Annotated in this window: 14 protein-coding genes and 1 tRNA gene; 8 read left to right on the top strand and 7 right to left on the bottom strand. The window is 71.1% G+C overall.

Going from position 1 to position 14,915, the window contains the following annotated elements; translation table 11 throughout:
• Positions 1 to 34: 34 nt before the first annotated feature.
• Positions 35 to 997 (top strand): hypothetical protein, encoded by a 963-nt coding sequence (locus CBF90_RS07540; protein ID WP_242435624.1) that lies wholly within the window; start codon positions 35 to 37, stop codon positions 995 to 997.
• A complete protein-coding gene (locus CBF90_RS07545) occupies positions 994 to 1,215 on the top strand; it encodes an SCO4848 family membrane protein (RefSeq protein ID WP_023951170.1) in 222 nt (73 codons plus the stop codon). The genes CBF90_RS07540 and CBF90_RS07545 overlap by 4 nt, the downstream gene beginning before the upstream one ends.
• Positions 1,216 to 1,235: 20 nt before the next feature.
• Here CBF90_RS07545 and CBF90_RS07550 read toward each other — a convergent pair whose 3' ends face one another.
• Positions 1,236 to 2,504: a CDP-glycerol glycerophosphotransferase family protein gene (locus CBF90_RS07550; protein WP_071918220.1), complete on the bottom strand. Its 1,269-nt coding sequence runs from the start codon at positions 2,502 to 2,504 to the stop codon at positions 1,236 to 1,238.
• 56 nt (positions 2,505 to 2,560) lie between these two features.
• On the opposite strand from CBF90_RS07550, the gene CBF90_RS07555 reads away from it, so the two are divergent.
• Entirely contained in the window at positions 2,561 to 3,652 is a 1,092-nt protein-coding gene (locus CBF90_RS07555) for a glycosyltransferase family 2 protein (protein ID WP_088380294.1), read from the top strand.
• Positions 3,653 to 3,683: 31 nt separating this feature from the next.
• Here the strand turns inward: CBF90_RS07555 and CBF90_RS07560 are convergent, their stop codons facing one another.
• Genes CBF90_RS07560 through CBF90_RS07570 form a run of 3 tightly spaced genes read right to left on the bottom strand, consistent with a single transcriptional unit; the run spans position 3,684 to position 7,904 of the window.
• Positions 3,684 to 5,132: a CDP-glycerol glycerophosphotransferase family protein gene (locus tag CBF90_RS07560; protein ID WP_088380295.1), complete on the bottom strand. Its 1,449-nt coding sequence runs from the start codon at positions 5,130 to 5,132 to the stop codon at positions 3,684 to 3,686.
• Positions 5,132 to 6,379: a CDP-glycerol glycerophosphotransferase family protein gene (locus CBF90_RS07565; RefSeq protein WP_088380296.1), complete on the bottom strand. Its 1,248-nt coding sequence runs from the start codon at positions 6,377 to 6,379 to the stop codon at positions 5,132 to 5,134. The genes CBF90_RS07560 and CBF90_RS07565 overlap by 1 nt, the downstream gene beginning before the upstream one ends.
• Positions 6,380 to 6,422: 43 nt before the next feature.
• Positions 6,423 to 7,904, bottom strand: coding sequence for a S1C family serine protease (locus CBF90_RS07570; RefSeq protein WP_088380297.1), 1,482 nt, complete (start codon positions 7,902 to 7,904; stop codon positions 6,423 to 6,425).
• 100 nt (positions 7,905 to 8,004) lie between these two features.
• Between CBF90_RS07570 and CBF90_RS07575 the strand changes: the two genes are divergently transcribed.
• The gene (locus CBF90_RS07575; protein ID WP_023951182.1) at positions 8,005 to 9,204 is read left to right on the top strand and encodes an aminotransferase class I/II-fold pyridoxal phosphate-dependent enzyme; all 1,200 of its coding nucleotides are present in this window, start codon (positions 8,005 to 8,007) and stop codon (positions 9,202 to 9,204) included.
• Here CBF90_RS07575 and CBF90_RS07580 read toward each other — a convergent pair.
• The gene (locus tag CBF90_RS07580; RefSeq protein ID WP_088380298.1) at positions 9,178 to 9,996 is read right to left on the bottom strand and encodes a carbon-nitrogen hydrolase family protein; all 819 of its coding nucleotides are present in this window, start codon (positions 9,994 to 9,996) and stop codon (positions 9,178 to 9,180) included. The two genes, CBF90_RS07575 and CBF90_RS07580, sit on opposite strands and share 27 nt — an antisense overlap.
• Complete coding sequence (locus CBF90_RS07585; protein WP_023951186.1) at positions 9,993 to 10,508, bottom strand: DUF6328 family protein; 516 nt, start codon at positions 10,506 to 10,508, stop codon at positions 9,993 to 9,995. The genes CBF90_RS07580 and CBF90_RS07585 overlap by 4 nt, the downstream gene beginning before the upstream one ends.
• Positions 10,509 to 10,643: 135 nt before the next feature.
• Here CBF90_RS07585 and CBF90_RS07590 point away from each other — a divergent pair.
• Positions 10,644 to 10,717, top strand: a tRNA-Met gene (locus CBF90_RS07590).
• A gap of 115 nt (positions 10,718 to 10,832) precedes the next feature.
• Here CBF90_RS07590 and CBF90_RS07595 read toward each other — a convergent pair.
• A complete protein-coding gene (locus CBF90_RS07595; RefSeq protein ID WP_088380299.1) occupies positions 10,833 to 11,300 on the bottom strand; it encodes a MarR family transcriptional regulator in 468 nt (155 codons plus the stop codon).
• A 94-nt stretch (positions 11,301 to 11,394) separates the two neighbouring features.
• On the opposite strand from CBF90_RS07595, the gene CBF90_RS07600 reads away from it, so the two are divergent.
• The 3 genes from CBF90_RS07600 to crtI are packed head-to-tail and all read left to right on the top strand — an operon-like array spanning position 11,395 to position 14,914.
• The gene (locus CBF90_RS07600; RefSeq protein ID WP_023951190.1) at positions 11,395 to 12,450 is read left to right on the top strand and encodes a polyprenyl synthetase family protein; all 1,056 of its coding nucleotides are present in this window, start codon (positions 11,395 to 11,397) and stop codon (positions 12,448 to 12,450) included.
• Entirely contained in the window at positions 12,447 to 13,322 is an 876-nt protein-coding gene (locus CBF90_RS07605) for a squalene/phytoene synthase family protein (RefSeq protein ID WP_023951192.1), read from the top strand. The genes CBF90_RS07600 and CBF90_RS07605 overlap by 4 nt, the downstream gene beginning before the upstream one ends.
• Positions 13,319 to 14,914, top strand: a complete 1,596-nt coding sequence (gene crtI, locus CBF90_RS07610) for a phytoene desaturase family protein (protein WP_088380300.1) — start codon at positions 13,319 to 13,321, stop codon at positions 14,912 to 14,914. The genes CBF90_RS07605 and crtI overlap by 4 nt, the downstream gene beginning before the upstream one ends.
• Position 14,915 lies beyond the last annotated feature (1 nt).

Consider the following 14,915-nt stretch of genomic DNA (forward strand, 5'->3'; position numbering starts at 1 on the left):
GCCGCCGCGCCGCAGGCGCGAGAGGATGGGTGCCATGGCCCGTAAGGTGCACCGCATCGACTCCCTTCCCGACGACGCTCCGCGCCGCGACGCGGGCGAGGCCGGCGCCGGGCAGCATCCGCTGAGCGTCCGGACACTCGACCGGCTCCTCGCAGTCCAGCGTCCGGTCGTCCTGGCGCACCTGCGGGGCATCCGCCACCGGCATCCCGAGGCGACGACCGCACAGGTCGTGCAGATGCTCGAGCGCCGCTATCTGACCGCCGTCACCACGGGCGGCGCGGCAGTCGGCGCGACGGCTGTGATCCCGGGCATCGGCACGGCGACGACCCTCGCGCTCAGCGGCGTGGAGACGGCAGGGTTCCTCGAGGCGACGGCGCTGTTCGCCCAGTCGCTCGCGGAACTGCACGGCATCCCCGTCGACAACCCCGACCGCGCGCGGGCGCTCGTGCTCGCACTCATGCTCGGCCGTGAGGGCGCCGACCTGGTGGGGCAGTTCGCCAAGCAGGCGAGCGGAAAAGGCGGCCCCCGCAGTTCCTACTGGGGTGAACTCGTCACGTCCTCGCTCCCCCGCACCGCCGTCGGCCCGGTCCTCGACCGGCTTAAGCACGCGTTCGTGCGCCGATTCGCCGCCGCCGGCGGGGCGTCCGTCGTGGGCAAGGCACTCCCGTTCGGCATCGGTGCCGCGATCGGCGGAACCGGCAACCACATTCTCGGCCGCCGTGTGATCTCCGGCGCCCGCCGCGCGTTCGGGGTGGTTCCCGCGAGCTTCCCTGCGGCGCTCGAATCACGCGACGAAGATCAACCGATCGGACGAGGCGCCGGGCTCGTGGCGCGGCGGATCAGCGGCGTCTTCGCCGAGGGAGGCCGTCAGATCGGCACGCTCGCCTCTCGTCCGTTCCGGCGTGGCGAACGCAGCGGCGCGATCGCAGACGACCGCGGCACTGATGAACCCGCCGCCGTCGCCGAGCACGATCTCGACGGCGGGAAGGAATCATGACCGCTTTCCTGATGTCGATCCTCATCGTCGGGGCGCTGTTCAACGTCGTCACCTGGCCGACGTTCCTGCGGCGGGTAGCGCGCGATCCGCGCGCGACGGATGCCGCGGGCCGGCGCACCCGGTTCTTCACCGTGCACCTCGTTCTCGTCGTCATCGCCCTCGTGCTGGCGGCGCTGTTCGTGGTGGGCGCGGTGATGATCGGCGCCGCCGCGCTCTGAGCCTCGGGCGGGGCCGCGGGTCAGGCGTCGTCGAGCTCGGCCTCGTCGCGTTCGTCTGCGACCGTCACCGTGCGCGCGTCCCACTCCGCCCACCGCTGCATGAGCAGCTCGATGGCAGCGTGGAATCGTGCCGTCGCCGCGCCGGGCGATGTGTCGCCGAAGTAGTGGTGCGACCACACGCGGAGCTGCTGCGTGGCCTCCGGGTCGTCGGCGACGCGGTCGGCGATCTCGACGATCGACGCGGCGGAGTCCGCATCGAGCCACGCGGCGTCGGCGAGGTAGCCGCCCCTGTCGACGAGCGCCGCAGGGTCGACCGGACGGGTCACCAGCAGGGGCTTCGCCACCGCCAGCCGGTCGTAGATCATGGCCGAGATGTCGACGACGGCGAGGTCGGCGGCGGCCAGCTGCCAGCCCAGCTCCGGCCCGTCGTCGTAGACGTGATGCGCGAGCGGGTCGGCGGCGTTGGCCGCGGCGATGGCGGCGATGATGCGTCGGTGCGCGTCGCCGTACGCCGCATCCACGACGCCGGAGCGAGGGTGCGGGCGATAGATCAGCCGATGCCGCGGTGAGGCGAGGACGGCCGACACGAGCGATTCGCCGTGCGAGGCGATCGAGCCGTAGTGCGCGGCGGGCCGGTCGCCCTCCCACGTCGGGGCGTAGAGGATGACGCGGCGTCCGTCGTCGGGGTACGGCAGCGCACCCGAGAAGTGATCCGCTTGCGGCCGTCCGATCGCTATTGTGCGCGCGTCGAGGTCGTAGTCCCACAGGACGCGGCCGAGCCGTTCGCGGGCCGCGTCACCGGCGATCAGGGCGTAGTCGTACGCCTTGAACTGGTTGGTGGTCATGTACATCTTGTCGGACTCGCCGTGGTTGATGAAGACGTGCCACCGATGCCCGTACCGGAACATCTGGAAGTTGCGGGTGTTCTGGTTGACGTAGAGGACGATGCGGATGTCCTGGGCCGCGACCACCGATTCGAGCGCCCGGACGGTCGGAGCGAAGACGACGGGCAGCGCGCCGTCGGAGAGAAGCGCCTGCGCACCCGTCGCACTGCGGCTGATGACGACGACCGGCCAGGTCTCGGCGAGGAGCTGCAGCGGCTTGTACCACTGCCGCATCTGGTACATGTTCACCTCGCCGTCGGCGAAGTAGACGGCGATGCGGAAGTGGTCGGTCGCCGGCTTCGGCAGTAGCGCGAGGGAGCGCCGCACGTCGACGTACGCCGCTCGGTTCGATACCGCCCGCCGCACGAGGGCTACGGCTTTGCGCGCGTCAGCGATGATTCCCACCCCTCCAGGGTACCGAGGGTGCGAGCCAGGACCGGGACGCGTGACATGATCGACGGATGCATGACGACGCGCACCGCTGGCGTCCCGCGCCTGTCCCGGCCCCGGACGCGGGCGTGTCCTTCGTCATGCCCGTCCTCAACGAGCGCGCCTACCTCGAACGTGCCGTGCGCAGCGTGCTCGCCCAAGAGCTCGACGCCCCGATCGAGGTCATCCTCGCCCTCGGCCCATCGTCCGACGGCACGGAGTCCGTCGCCCGCCGACTGGCCGACGAAGACGCGCGGATCCGCCTGGTGCGCAACCCCGCCGCCCATATCCCCGTCGGCCTGAACATCGCGATCCGCAGCTCCCGCTATCCGACGATCGTCCGGGTCGATGCCCACTCCGAGCTCGAGCCCGGCTACACCAGAGCGGCGCTGGAGACGCTCGCCCGGGTGCAGGCGGCGAACGTCGGCGGAGTCATGCGCGCCGAGGGGCGGAGCCCGTTCCAGCGAGCCGTCGCCCGGGCATACAACTCGCGCATCGGACTCGGCGGCGGCGCCTACCACGGCGGAACCGACGAAGGCCCGGCGGAATCGGCCTACCTGGGCGTGATGCGGCGCAGCGTGCTCGACGAGGTCGGGCTGTTCGACGAAGGCATCCGCCGCGGCGAGGACTGGGAGCTCAATCTCCGCATCCGACGCGCCGGGTACCGCGTATGGTTCGACCCCGACCTCCACGTCACCTACTGGCCTCGCGAGAGCTGGGCTCGCCTGGTGCGGCAGTTCCGGGCTACCGGCTCCTGGCGAGGAGAGCTCGTGCGGCGTTTCGGCCGGCGGAACGGCCTGCGCTTCTTCGCTCCCCCGCTGCTGGTCATCGCCGCCGCGGCGTCGCTCGTCGTGGGTGCGGTCCAGCTGTCGGGAGCGTTGTCGGGGCGCACCGGCATCCTGCTGTCCGTGTTGCACCTTCCGATCGCGGCCTACGCCGCGCTCGTCGCCGTCGTCGCGGCGGGGCGCGGTGGGGGCCGGAGTCTGCGCGACCGGTTGTGGACGCTCGCGGTCCTGCCGTCGATGCATTTCTCGTGGGGCGTCGGCTTCCTGCAGGGCGCCGCGCGCGGCGCCCGGGGCACTGTCGACACATCGCGCCTGGCGCGCAACACGCCGCTGCCCTGACTCCGCTTTGCCCGCTCTCGCTCGGTCCTGCTCAGTCGCGCGAGACGAGCCCCTGGTCGAGGATGCGCGCAACGACGCGTTCCGCAGCACTCCCGTCGTCGCGAGGGTTGAAACGCGCACGCCAGCGTGCGTAGCGCTCGGGGTCACCGGCCTCGTCCGCCGCGATGGCTCGGACCAGATCATCCTGCGTGCGCACGATCGGGCCTGGTGCCCACTCGGCGAGATCGAAGTAGAAGCCGCGCAGCTTGCCGCGGTAGTGCTCGAGGTCGGGCACGAAGAAGTAGATGGGACGGCCGGTGACCGAGTAGTCGAACATCACCGAGGAGTAATCGGTGATGAGGGCGTCCGAGGCGAGCTGCAGGGCGGCGAGATCGGGGTGCGACGTCACGTCGATGACGCGCGCGCCGCGCTCGTCGGTTCCCGGGGCGAGTGTGCGCGAGTGTCCGCGCACGAGCACAACCGCGCCCGTCGACGCGGCGAGGGCAGGCAGGTCGAGGAAATCGACGATCGTCTGTCGGTCATCCCGCCAGGTCGGCGCGTAGAGCAGGACCTTCTCGTTCGCCTCGATGCCGAGTGCCGCGCGCGCGGCATCCCGGTCGCCGGAGTGGAGGTCGTCGGTGCGCGGATACCCTTCCACCCACACGGGCTTGCGACGGAAGGCGTAGGCGGCACGGAGCACGCGTGCGCTGTACGGGTTCTGTGCCAGCAGGATGTCCCAGCGCCGGCTCTCGCGGAACACCGCCAGCGCCCGGCGAGGGTCGAAGCCGGGTCGATGCAGGGCCAGTCGCTTCAGCGGTGTGCCGTGCCAGGTCTGCAGCACAGCCTGCCCCGGCTTGCGGACGAACGGTCGGCGCAGCCAGTCATTGACCACGAGCAGGCGTGCCACCGCGCGGGCTCGCCACCACTCGGGGCTGCCGTCGACGACGGCGATCGCCCCCTCGGGCACGGCGACCGAGAGGTCGACGACGCTCCAATAGCGGGTGACCCCTGGGGCTGCCCGCGCCAGCTCGCGGTCGATGGCACGCGGGTTGTCGCTCGCGCTCCGGCCGTAGAAGCTCTCGAAGAACACGGCGTTCTCGAGGGGGCCGCGGTGTGCGGCGTAGCGCTGTTCGAGAGCGCGGCGCCCCTCGCCCGAATCCAGTGCCGGGTCGACGGGTGGGGCGATCGCGAGCCGTGCTCCGTCCCAACTCGCACGGAGCAGGGGCGTTCTCAGTTCCGCGCCCGCGCCGTCGGCCTGATCCTCGCCCCGTGCCGGGACGCCGTCCACGACGAGGGCGTAGCTGCCGGACGGCAGCGGGAGCTCGGGGCCTCCCCAGCGCGCGACGTGCAGGGGAAGGCGCGCGGTCCAGCCGCCGTCGCCGGCGGTCACCTCGCCGCGCGCTCCGGCGCGCGGACCGACGATCTCGATCCGGGCGGGAACATCCCCGGTACCGGTCACCGTCATCACCGGCAGCTCCTCGCCGCCGAACCCGATGCGCATCACGACCGCTCCCCCGCTGATTCCGGCACCGCCGCGACGATGGCTTCGTGCACGCGCCGCGCGTTCCGTCCGTCTCGCCACGCATGCATCCGGCGGCTCAGTCGGTCCGCACGGGACCGCCGACGGTCCGCCTCGGATTCATCCCCCAGCACAGCGTCCAGCTGTGCGCACAAGACCGCCCACGAGCGTGCCGTGTCGTCGCCGGCGACCTCGGCATAGGTCCCGTAGAAGCCGCGGGTGCGCGCGTAACGCTCGACGTCCGGCGCGAGGAAGAGCGTCGGCAGGGGCACGAGCCCCGCGTCGTATGCGAGAGACGAGTAATCGGTGACGAGCACGTCCACGGCGGCCAGCAACGGCGTGACATCAGGAACGAGGTCGCTTCCCAGCATGCGCACGCGACGCGTCGCCGCGGGAGGCGTGTAGTCCCCGCCACCCAACGGGTGCGATCGCACGAGGAGAACGGCGTCATGGGTCTCCAAGACGCTCAGGATCCCCTGCCAGTCCGCCGAGTCGGGCGTCGCCGGGTCGGGCTCGCCGTCGCGCCACGTCGGCGCGTAGAGGACGACACGCGCGTCCGACAGCCCCGGGAGGACGTCATCGAGCAGCCGCCGTGCCTCGCGCCGCGCGGCGGGCGGGTCGGGCGGCGAGAGGACGTCCACGCGGGGCTCGCCCAGGACGGGAACACGGGCGTCGTCGAGTCCGAAGGCGCTCTCCAGCCGGCCGCGGACACGATGGGATGCTGCGGGCAGCAGATCGATCTGCGCCTGCGCCCGCCGGTACGCCAGCGCGAGGAGCCACCGGATGCCGGGAACGGCGGCCAGCCGCCCGGGTTCCGTCGTCACCGGAGAATCCAGGCCGATCCGCTTGAGCGGGATGCCGTGCCAGAGCTGCACGAGGAACGCACCGCCGACGCCGTATCGGTTGACATCGCCGAGGCCGTGGGTGACGACTACGACACCCGCGCGGGCAGTGCGCCAGAAACCGGCGAACGAGTCGCGCTGCACGGTCGGGATGCCTCGTCGTCTCGCCTCCTCTTCCTGGCGCGGCGAAGACACCACCCAGACGGCCCGACGGCGGGGCGCGGCCTGCCAGAGAGCGAGCGCTCCGTCCGCGATCCCCACGGCGCACCCGAAGACCCACGCGGATCGGTCCCGCGGGATGACGAAGGTGGCGAGGCGTCCCGCGAGATACACGGGGATGCGCAGGACCTTGCGTACGTTGCCCGCGCCGAACGAGAAGGACGCCACCCCGCGAGCCTATCGCGGGGTGGCGTCCGGGCCGGTACGGCGTTTACTGCTGCAACTGGCCGAGGGTGACGGTCGCCGTCTGCTCGCGGCCGTCGCGGACGTACGTCAGCTTCGCCTCGCTGCCGGCGGCCAGCGCCCGCACCTGAGCGGTCAGGTCGACCTGGTCGGTGATGGCGATGCCGTTGAACTGCGTGACGATGTCGCCGTTGCGCAGACCCGCGGATGCCGCGGCGCCCCCGGCGGTGACCTCGTTGATGAGGGCGCCGGCACGGGTCGCTCCCGGGGCGGAGGCGGCATCACCGACGGTCGCGCCGAGCAGGCCGTGGGTGGCCGAGCCGTTGTCGATGATCTCGTTGGCGACGCGCTCGGCGACCGTCGAGGGGATCGCGAAGCCGACGCCGATGGAGCCGGCCTCCGTGGATGCACCGCCGGCGCTCGCGATGGCGACGTTGATGCCGATCAGGCGGCCCTTGCCATCGACGAGGGCGCCACCGGAGTTGCCCGGGTTGATGGCGGCGTCCGTCTGGATGACCGAGATCGCGATCGAGGACTTCGGCTGCGAGGGGGTCTGCTGCCCCTGGCCGAAGTCGAACTCGAACGGCGTCCGACCGCCGGGAGTCTCCTCCTGCTGCGTCCCGCCCTCGGACTCGGGCGCTGCGGACGACGCGATCTGGATGGAGCGGTTCAGCGCGCTGACGATACCCGTCGTCACCGTGTTCGACAGCCCCAGGGGGGCACCCACGGCGACCGTCTGGTCGCCGACGTTGAGCTTGCTCGAGTCGGCGAACTCGATCGGGGTCAGCCCGGAGGCATCGGTCAGCTTGATGACCGCGAGGTCGTAGGTCGGGTCGGTTCCCACGATGGTGGCGGCGTACACCCGGCCGTCCGACGTGGTGACCGACAGCTCCGGGTCTCCCGTGGCACCGTCGAGGGTGACGACGTGGGTGTTCGTGAGCACGTAGCCGTCGTCGCTCAGGATGACGCCGGAACCGGTGCCGCCGGAGGTGCCCGCCGACGCGGAGATGGTCACGACGCTCGGCAGCACCTTGGTCGCGATGGCCGTGGTGGCGTTGACCGAGTCGGGGTTGTTGACGGTGATCGACGACGGGCCCGAGCTCTGCGACGCGGGCGCGGACACGAAGGACGAGCCCACCGCCGCGGCTCCTCCGACCCCGGCCGCTCCGCCGACGAGCGCGGCGGCCACGAGGATGGCCGCGATCTTGCCGCCGCCGACCCTGGTGCGGTCATGTGGTTCGGGGGCGGTGGCGGTGGCGGGCTGACCGAAAGCCGCACCGGCGTGCGGCGCGGGCTGGCCGTAGGGCTGTGTCGGCTGCGTGTGGAACGTCGACCCGCTGTCTGCCGGGGCGCCGGGCAGGGGCGGGCGGGGCGGGATGGTCGCATCTGTGCGCGGCGCCGATGCCGCATCAGGTGCCGACACGGGCGATGTACGGGCGTGGTCGGCAGGCTGCTCGGCGTCGCTTCGCGCGTCGGGAGTGCGGTCGTCGGGGAAGTTCTGGTCGCTCATCGAGGTTGCTCCTTTGTCCAAGCAAGAACAGGTTGCCGCGCGATGCTGTGGTTTGCCTATGCCGAGGTTGGGACACGCCTATGCGTGTAGCGTGAACCGGATGCACGAGGTTCCCGGCGCCTGGCGCCGCGCCGCACGCGGCGCCGGCCTGCTCACCGATGAAGGCTCCCCCGTTCCCACCATCTTCGCGGAGATGACAGCGCTCGCGGCTCGGACGGGCGCGATCAACCTGGGCCAGGGCTTCCCCGACGAGGACGGTCCCGTGGAGGTGCTCGAAGCCGCTCGGGCGGCTATCTCCGACGGACGCAACCAATACCCGCCGGGGCGCGGCGAGCCGGAGCTGCTGGCTGCCATCGCCGATCACCAGTCGCACTGGTACGGCATCGAGCTCGACGCCGACACGCAGGTGCTGGTGACCGCCGGTGCGACCGAGGCGCTCGCCGCCACGGTGCTCGCACTGGTCGACGGCCCGGACGACGAGATCGTCGTCTTCGAGCCTTACTACGACGCGTACGCGGCCCTGGTCGCCCTATCCGGTGCCCGGCTCGTGGGCGTGCCGCTGCGGTGGCCCGACTTCCAACCCGATCTCGACGAGCTCGCGGCAGCCGTCACCGATCGCACCCGCCTCATCCTGGTCAACGATCCGCATAATCCGACGGGTACGGTCTTCTCGCCCGAGACGATCGAGGAGATCGTGCGCCTGGCGCATCGCCACGACGCCGTGATCGTCACCGACGAGGTGTACGAGCATCTGACCTTCGACGCGCCGCACGTTCCGATCGCGACCGTGCCCGGTGCCGCAGAGCGGACACTGTCGATCTCGTCCGCGGGGAAGACGTTCTCGGTGACCGGCTGGAAGGTCGGGTGGGTCACGGGTCCCGCCGACCTCGTCCGCGCCGTTCTCGCCGTCAAGCAGTGGCTCACGTATGTCAACGCCGGCCCGTTCCAGCCTGCCGTCGCCGCCGGACTGCGGCTTCCCGACGCCGTCTTCTCGGGCATCGCCGACCGCCTGCGCGCGGGTCGCGACCTCCTGGGCGCCGGTCTGCGCGAGGCCGGCTTCGCGGTGTCGACTCCCGCGGGTTCGTACTTCACCGTCGCGGACACCGCACCCCTCGGGGCATCCGACGCCGATGCGTTCTGCCGGGAGCTGCCGGACCGTGCGGGGGTCGTGGCGATCCCGTTGACGGCTTTCGCCTCGCCGGCGCACCGGGGCGAGTACGCGACGCTGGTGCGGTTCGCCGCCTGCAAGCGCCCGGACGTCCTTGCCGAGGCGTCAGCTCGACTCGCGCGGGCCTTCTGAGCGCGGGACGACCTCGAAGCGACGCAGCCGGAGCGCGGGGTTGACGCGTCGCACGCGCTCGACCGCATGGACGTCGACGTGCGCGACGGCGACGTCGCTCGATGTTCCCACCGCGGCGATCTCCACGCCCTGCGGATCGAACACGCCGGAGTTGCCGACCCCCAGCGGCGGCGGATGGTCCGCTGCCGCGACGAAGAGGGTGTTCTCGATCGCGCGAGCCCGCAGAAGCGTGTTCCACTGCAGTTCCTTGAGCGGACCGCGCACCCACTGCGCCGGAACGAGGACGACGTGCGCGCCGGTGTCGGCCAGGACGCGGCCGATCTCGGGGAACCGCAGGTCGTAACAGGTCATCAGAGCGAAGCGCACACCGTCGATCTCGAAGGTCTCCGGGGGCGCGATCTCACCGGCCTCGACCCAGTCGGACTCGCGTTGCCCGAAGGCGTCGTAGAGGTGCAGTTTGCGATACGACGCGACGAGCCCGTCGGGGCCGACGGCCACGACCGTGTTGCGCACGCGTTCGGCGTCCGACGCCCGCTCCAGAAGGCCTGCGACGATGTGCACGCCGTGGAGACGTGCGAGCTTGTGCAGCCCCTCGACGAACGGGCCCTGGAGGTCCTGGGCGTTCTCGCGGAGCGTCTGGTCGAACGGGTCGACGAAATAGCTCGAGTACTCCGGGAAGAGCACGACCCGGGCTCCGCGCGACCGAGCCCGTTCGACGAACCCGGCGATCGCGCGGAGGTTGTCGTCGACATCGGCGGCGGGTGCGAACTGGGCGACGGCGAGAGCTGTCATCGGTCCTCCGAACGGCGGTGGCGGTAGATGAGCGGCGAGACCACCCACAGCGCGGCGATGAGGAACGCCAGCGCGCCCCCCACTATCCAGGATGCCGCAGTACTGACGACGACGTCGAAGACGAAGACGACCACGCCCACCAGCAGGACCGACACCGTCACCAGCGCGAAAAGCAGAGCCGTGTGGCCGAAGGCGACCACGGCAGGCTTGGCCCGGCGTCGGAACAGGCCGCGGTGAAGTGCGACCGGGGAGAGGGCGACGATCGCGCTGAGGGCCGCCAGCACGATGAGGGTCAGATAGAACACCCGCTGCGGTCCATTCAGGTCGCGGAACGCGGGTTGGAAGGCGAGGGCCAGGAGGAACCCCGTCAATATCTGGGTGCCCGTCTGCAGCACGCGCAGCTCCTGCAGCAGTTCGTTCCAGTTGCGGTCGGCACGCTCATCCGCCGACTCGGCACGACCGTCGTCTGCGACGTCATCGCCTCGGTCGGCGACCGGGGTCGCGGGGCTCATGTCGGTATCCTCCTCGCCCCGGGTCGCGGACGCCAATACCCGGATGCCGTTTGCGATGCGACACGCCCGAGTGCGCTTCGGATGGCGCCCCGATTGGACGACCCGCGGAGCCCGTGCTAGTGTTGTCTCTTGTGCCGCGGGGTGGAGCAGCTCGGTAGCTCGCTGGGCTCATAACCCAGAGGTCGCAGGTTCAAATCCTGTCCCCGCAACAGAAAACACGAAGGCCCCGTCGAAAGACGGGGCCTTCGTCGTGTGCGCTCCTCGCGCGGCGCAAGCCCGCCGAACGCGGAACATCAGCCCGAGCGGAGCTCGGCGGCACCGGAATCAGTCGGCCAGCATCGCCTCGCTCATGCCGTCGAGGAATCGCGTGACCGCCCCGAGCTCTTCGGTGCTGAAGGGCCCCATCGCCTCCCGCATGCGCAGCAGCCGGGCAGCGAAGTGGCGACCGAAGTCCCGACGTGACGACTCCGTGAGCGTGATGATCAGCGCGCGCCGGTCGTTCGGATGCGGCGCGCGCTCGATGAACCCTTCCTTCGCCAGGCGGTCGAGCATCTTCGTCGTGGACGCGCTCGATATGCCGAGATGACGAGCGAGGTCGTGCGGCTTCACCAGCTCGCCGCGCTGCTCCCGGATGCTGAGCATGCGCAGCGCCGAGAGGTCGGTGGCGTTCATATCCATGTCGGAGCGCAACCCCGTGTGCATGCGATCCATGGCGTCGCTGAAGGCTCTGACGGCCTCCAGAGCCGATCGCTCTACACGATTTCTCGCGACCTCGGCATTCGGGTCAGCCATGTGGACACCACCTCTCGAGCCTGGTTATCATCGGCTCAAACGCTAGTTAAGCTAGCAAAAACGCCTTGCAAACGGCATATCCAGGACGGTGAACGTGATCTCCTTGCCCGATGACAGCCGAGCCGCTGTCGATCGCGCGCTCGACGAGGTCCTCACCCGGCTCACGGAGCGGGCCATCCCCCGGGGCTCGTCGGCGCTCGCCCTCATCCGCGCCGCGGCCGCGGCGACAGCCGGCGGCAAGCGGTTCCGCCCGGCGCTGGTCGTCGCGGCGTTCGACGCGTTCAGCGGCGACCGCGGGAGCGCGCCCGGGCTCTGGGATGTCGCGGCAGCGTTCGAACTGCTCCACAGCGCGTTCGTCATCCACGACGATCTGATCGACCGCGACATCGAGCGTCGCGGTGTTCCCAACGTCGGCGGGACCTTCCGGTCGCACGCGCGGTCACTGGGCGTCAGCGCTGACGACGCCGAGCGGGTAGGCGATGCCGCGGCCGTCCTCGCCGGCGACATCCTTCTCTACGAGGCGGCGCGTCTCGTCGCCACCGCCGACGTCGCGTCGGCTCAGCGGGTACCCCTGTTCGACCTGCTCGACGACGCCGTGCTCGTGTCAGCGATCGGCGAGCTCGCCGATGTGGAGCAGGCGGTCGTGCCCACCGAGCCCGAGACCGCACAGCTGCTCAGCACGGCGCACGACAAGACCGCGGTCTACTCGTTCTGCGCTCCCCTCGCTGCGGGCGCCGTGCTCGCCGATGCCGACGACGGCGATCGCGCCGTGCTGATGTCGGTCGGAGCAGACCTGGGCCTGGCTTTCCAGCTGGTGGACGACCTGATCGGCACCTTCGGCGACGAAGCTCAGGCCGGCCGCGGCGCGGGCGCGGACCTTCGCGAGGCCAAGCGGACACCGCTGATCTCGTTCGCGCGCGAGTCGGCGTCGTGGCCTCAGGTGTCGTCGGCGCTCGCGATGGCGCCGACCGGACCCATCGCGGTGCAGGCGGCACAGCGCGAGCTCGACGCGAGCGGTGCCCGAGAGCAACTCGTGACGCTCATCGGCCAGACGCTCGCCTCGGTACGGCGTCGGGCGACCGAGCTGCCGCCCGCCCCGCGCGCCCTCATCGAGCAGCTTGCAGACGGCATCGAAGGACGGATCCCGTGAACCCCGACCACTCGGCCATCGCGCTGTACGACCGCACGGCGCGCGACGCGGCCGCCGTGGTCATCTCGGCCTATTCGACCTCGTTCGGCCTCGCAGCCCGCCTGCTGGGGCCGCGCGTGCGCCCGCACGTCCGCAACATCTACGCCCTCGTCCGTATCGCCGACGAGATCGTCGACGGCTCCGCCGAACAGGCAGGCATGCCCCTATCGGCTCAACGCCGCGTCCTCGACGCCCTCGAGACGGAGACGCTGGTCGCCGTCGATGAAGGGTTCAGCGCGAACCTCATCGTCCACGCATTCGCGTCGACGGCCCGGGAGTGCGGGATCGGCGCCGATCTCGTCCGCCCGTTCTTCGCGTCCATGCGCACCGATCTCGAGGTGACGTCCCACGACGCGGGCTCGCACGACTCCTACGTCTACGGCTCGGCGGAGGTCGTCGGGCTGATGTGCCTCCAGACCTTCGTCAACGCCGGCGGTTCGCACCCGCGTCCCGCCGACCCCGCCCTCGTCGACGGCGCACGCCGCCTCGGCGCAGCCTTTCAGGACGTGAACTTCTTGCGCGATCTCCCCCACGACGTCGGATCCCTCGGACGCGACTACCTCGGCGTCGACGGCGCCGGCGGCACCTCGTCACGCGTCGACGTCCTCGACCGCATCGACGCCGACCTCGACGCGGCGGGCGCCATCATCCCCCTCCTGCCGGCCGACTGTCGCCGAGCGGTGACCGCGGCCCATGATCTCTTCACCGCGCTTTCGCGTCGCCTGAGGCGTGCCGGTGACACCGACCAGCGGGTGCGCGTACCCAACACCGTCAAGCTCGGGCTCGCGGCCCGCGCGACGGTGGGCGCCGCTCCCCTGCGGGCCGGCGCATGAGCCGGGCACGTGCCGGCGAGGCGGCCCCGGGATCGCGCGCCGTCGTGATCGGCGGCGGCATCGCCGGGCTCTCCACGGCCGCTCTGCTGGCCCACGAGGGATACGCCGTGACCGTCGTCGAGGCGCGAGACGAGACGGGAGGGCGCGCGGGCTCGTGGGAGCGCGACGGCTTCCGGTTCGACACCGGCCCGAGCTGGTACCTCATGCCCGAGGTCTTCGACCACTTCTTCGCGCTCCTCGGGACGAGCGCTGCGGCCGAACTCGACCTGGTGCCTCTCGTGCCGGCATACCGCGTGTACGCCGAGCCGGAGGGCGATGGCGCCGGCGAGCACATCGACGTCGTGTCGGGACGTGCCGAGGCGACCGCACTGTTCGAGAGCCGCGAGCCGGGGGCGGGCGCTCGGCTCGACGAGTACCTCGATTCCGCCGCCGACGCCTACGACCTGGCCGTGTCGAAATTCCTGTACGACACCTACGCCACGTCGGAGGGACTCCGCGACCCCGACATCCTCAAGCGGGTGCCGATGCTCGCGCCGCTGCTCACCCGATCGCTCAACCGCTTCGTCGAGAGCCGATTCGACGACCCGATGCTCCGCCAGGTGCTGGGTTACCCGGCGGTCTTCCTCGGCTCGTCACCGTATGACGTGCCGAGCCTGTACCACCTGATGAGCCACCTCGATCTCGATGACGCGGTGCTCTACCCGCGCGGCGGCTTCACCGAGATCATCGCGGCGATCGAACGTCTCGCCCGCGAGCGCGGCGTGGACGTGCGCACGGGTACCCCGGTGGCCCAGATCCTCACCGCCGACGATGGCTCGGCGACGGGCGTCCGTCTCGCCGATACGACGGAGATCCCGGCCGGCATCGTCGTCTCGACCGCCGACCTGCACCACACCGAGACCGTGCTGCTGCCGCCCGACCGGCAGTCCTACCCGGAGCGCTGGTGGCGCAAGCGCACCCCGAGCTTCGGTGCGCTCCTGATCCTCCTCGGGGTCGAGGGAGAGATCCCGGAGCTGTCGCACCATACGCTGCTGTTCACGCGCGGCTGGCGCGAGAACTTCGACGCGATCTCGGGCCGCGACACCCACATCCCCGATCCCGCGTCGCTGTACGTATGCCGGCCGAGCGCGACGGACGACACAGTCGCACCCGACGGCTCGGAGAATCTGTTCGTCCTCGTCCCGATCCCCGCAGACCCGGAGCTCGGGCACGGGGGCGTGGACGGCGGCGGCGATCCCGCGATCGAGGCGGCTGCCGACCGCGCGATCGCCCAGATCGCGCAGTGGACGGGCGTGACCGACCTCGCGTCGCGAGTGACGGTCCGACGCACGATCGCTCCCGCCGACTTCGCCCGCGATCTCGGGGCGTGGCGCGGCAACTCCCTGGGTCTCGCTCACACGCTCGGGCAGAGTGCGCTCTTCCGTCCCGGCAACGCCTCGAAGAAAGTGCCCGGTCTGTACTACGCCGGCAGTTCCGTGCTGCCGGGGATCGGACTGCCGATGTGCCTCATCTCGGCGGAGCTGGTGGTCAAGCGCCTCCGCGGCGACACGACCGCCGGACCGCTTCCCGAGCCCGCGACGCCCGCCGGTTGAG

It is taken from the genome of Microbacterium sp. AISO3, assembly GCF_002204305.1.
GTDB classification, from domain to species: domain Bacteria; phylum Actinomycetota; class Actinomycetes; order Actinomycetales; family Microbacteriaceae; genus Microbacterium; species Microbacterium arborescens.

Bases quoted from the DNA above. Each gene is read 5' to 3' on its own strand.
- CBF90_RS07540 (WP_242435624.1), top strand. From the start codon at position 35: ATGGCCCGTAAGGTGCACCGCATCGACTCCCTTCCCGACGACGCTCCG.
- CBF90_RS07545 (WP_023951170.1), top strand. From the start codon at position 994: ATGACCGCTTTCCTGATGTCGATCCTCATCGTCGGGGCGCTGTTCAAC.
- CBF90_RS07555 (WP_088380294.1), top strand. From the start codon at position 2,561: ATGCATGACGACGCGCACCGCTGGCGTCCCGCGCCTGTCCCGGCCCCG.
- CBF90_RS07560 (WP_088380295.1), bottom strand. From the start codon at position 5,132: ATGCGCATCGGGTTCGGCGGCGAGGAGCTGCCGGTGATGACGGTGACC.
- CBF90_RS07570 (WP_088380297.1), bottom strand. From the start codon at position 7,904: ATGAGCGACCAGAACTTCCCCGACGACCGCACTCCCGACGCGCGAAGC.
- CBF90_RS07575 (WP_023951182.1), top strand. From the start codon at position 8,005: ATGCACGAGGTTCCCGGCGCCTGGCGCCGCGCCGCACGCGGCGCCGGC.
- CBF90_RS07580 (WP_088380298.1), bottom strand. From the start codon at position 9,996: ATGACAGCTCTCGCCGTCGCCCAGTTCGCACCCGCCGCCGATGTCGAC.
- CBF90_RS07585 (WP_023951186.1), bottom strand. From the start codon at position 10,508: ATGAGCCCCGCGACCCCGGTCGCCGACCGAGGCGATGACGTCGCAGAC.
- CBF90_RS07595 (WP_088380299.1), bottom strand. From the start codon at position 11,300: ATGGCTGACCCGAATGCCGAGGTCGCGAGAAATCGTGTAGAGCGATCG.
- crtI (WP_088380300.1), top strand. From the start codon at position 13,319: ATGAGCCGGGCACGTGCCGGCGAGGCGGCCCCGGGATCGCGCGCCGTC.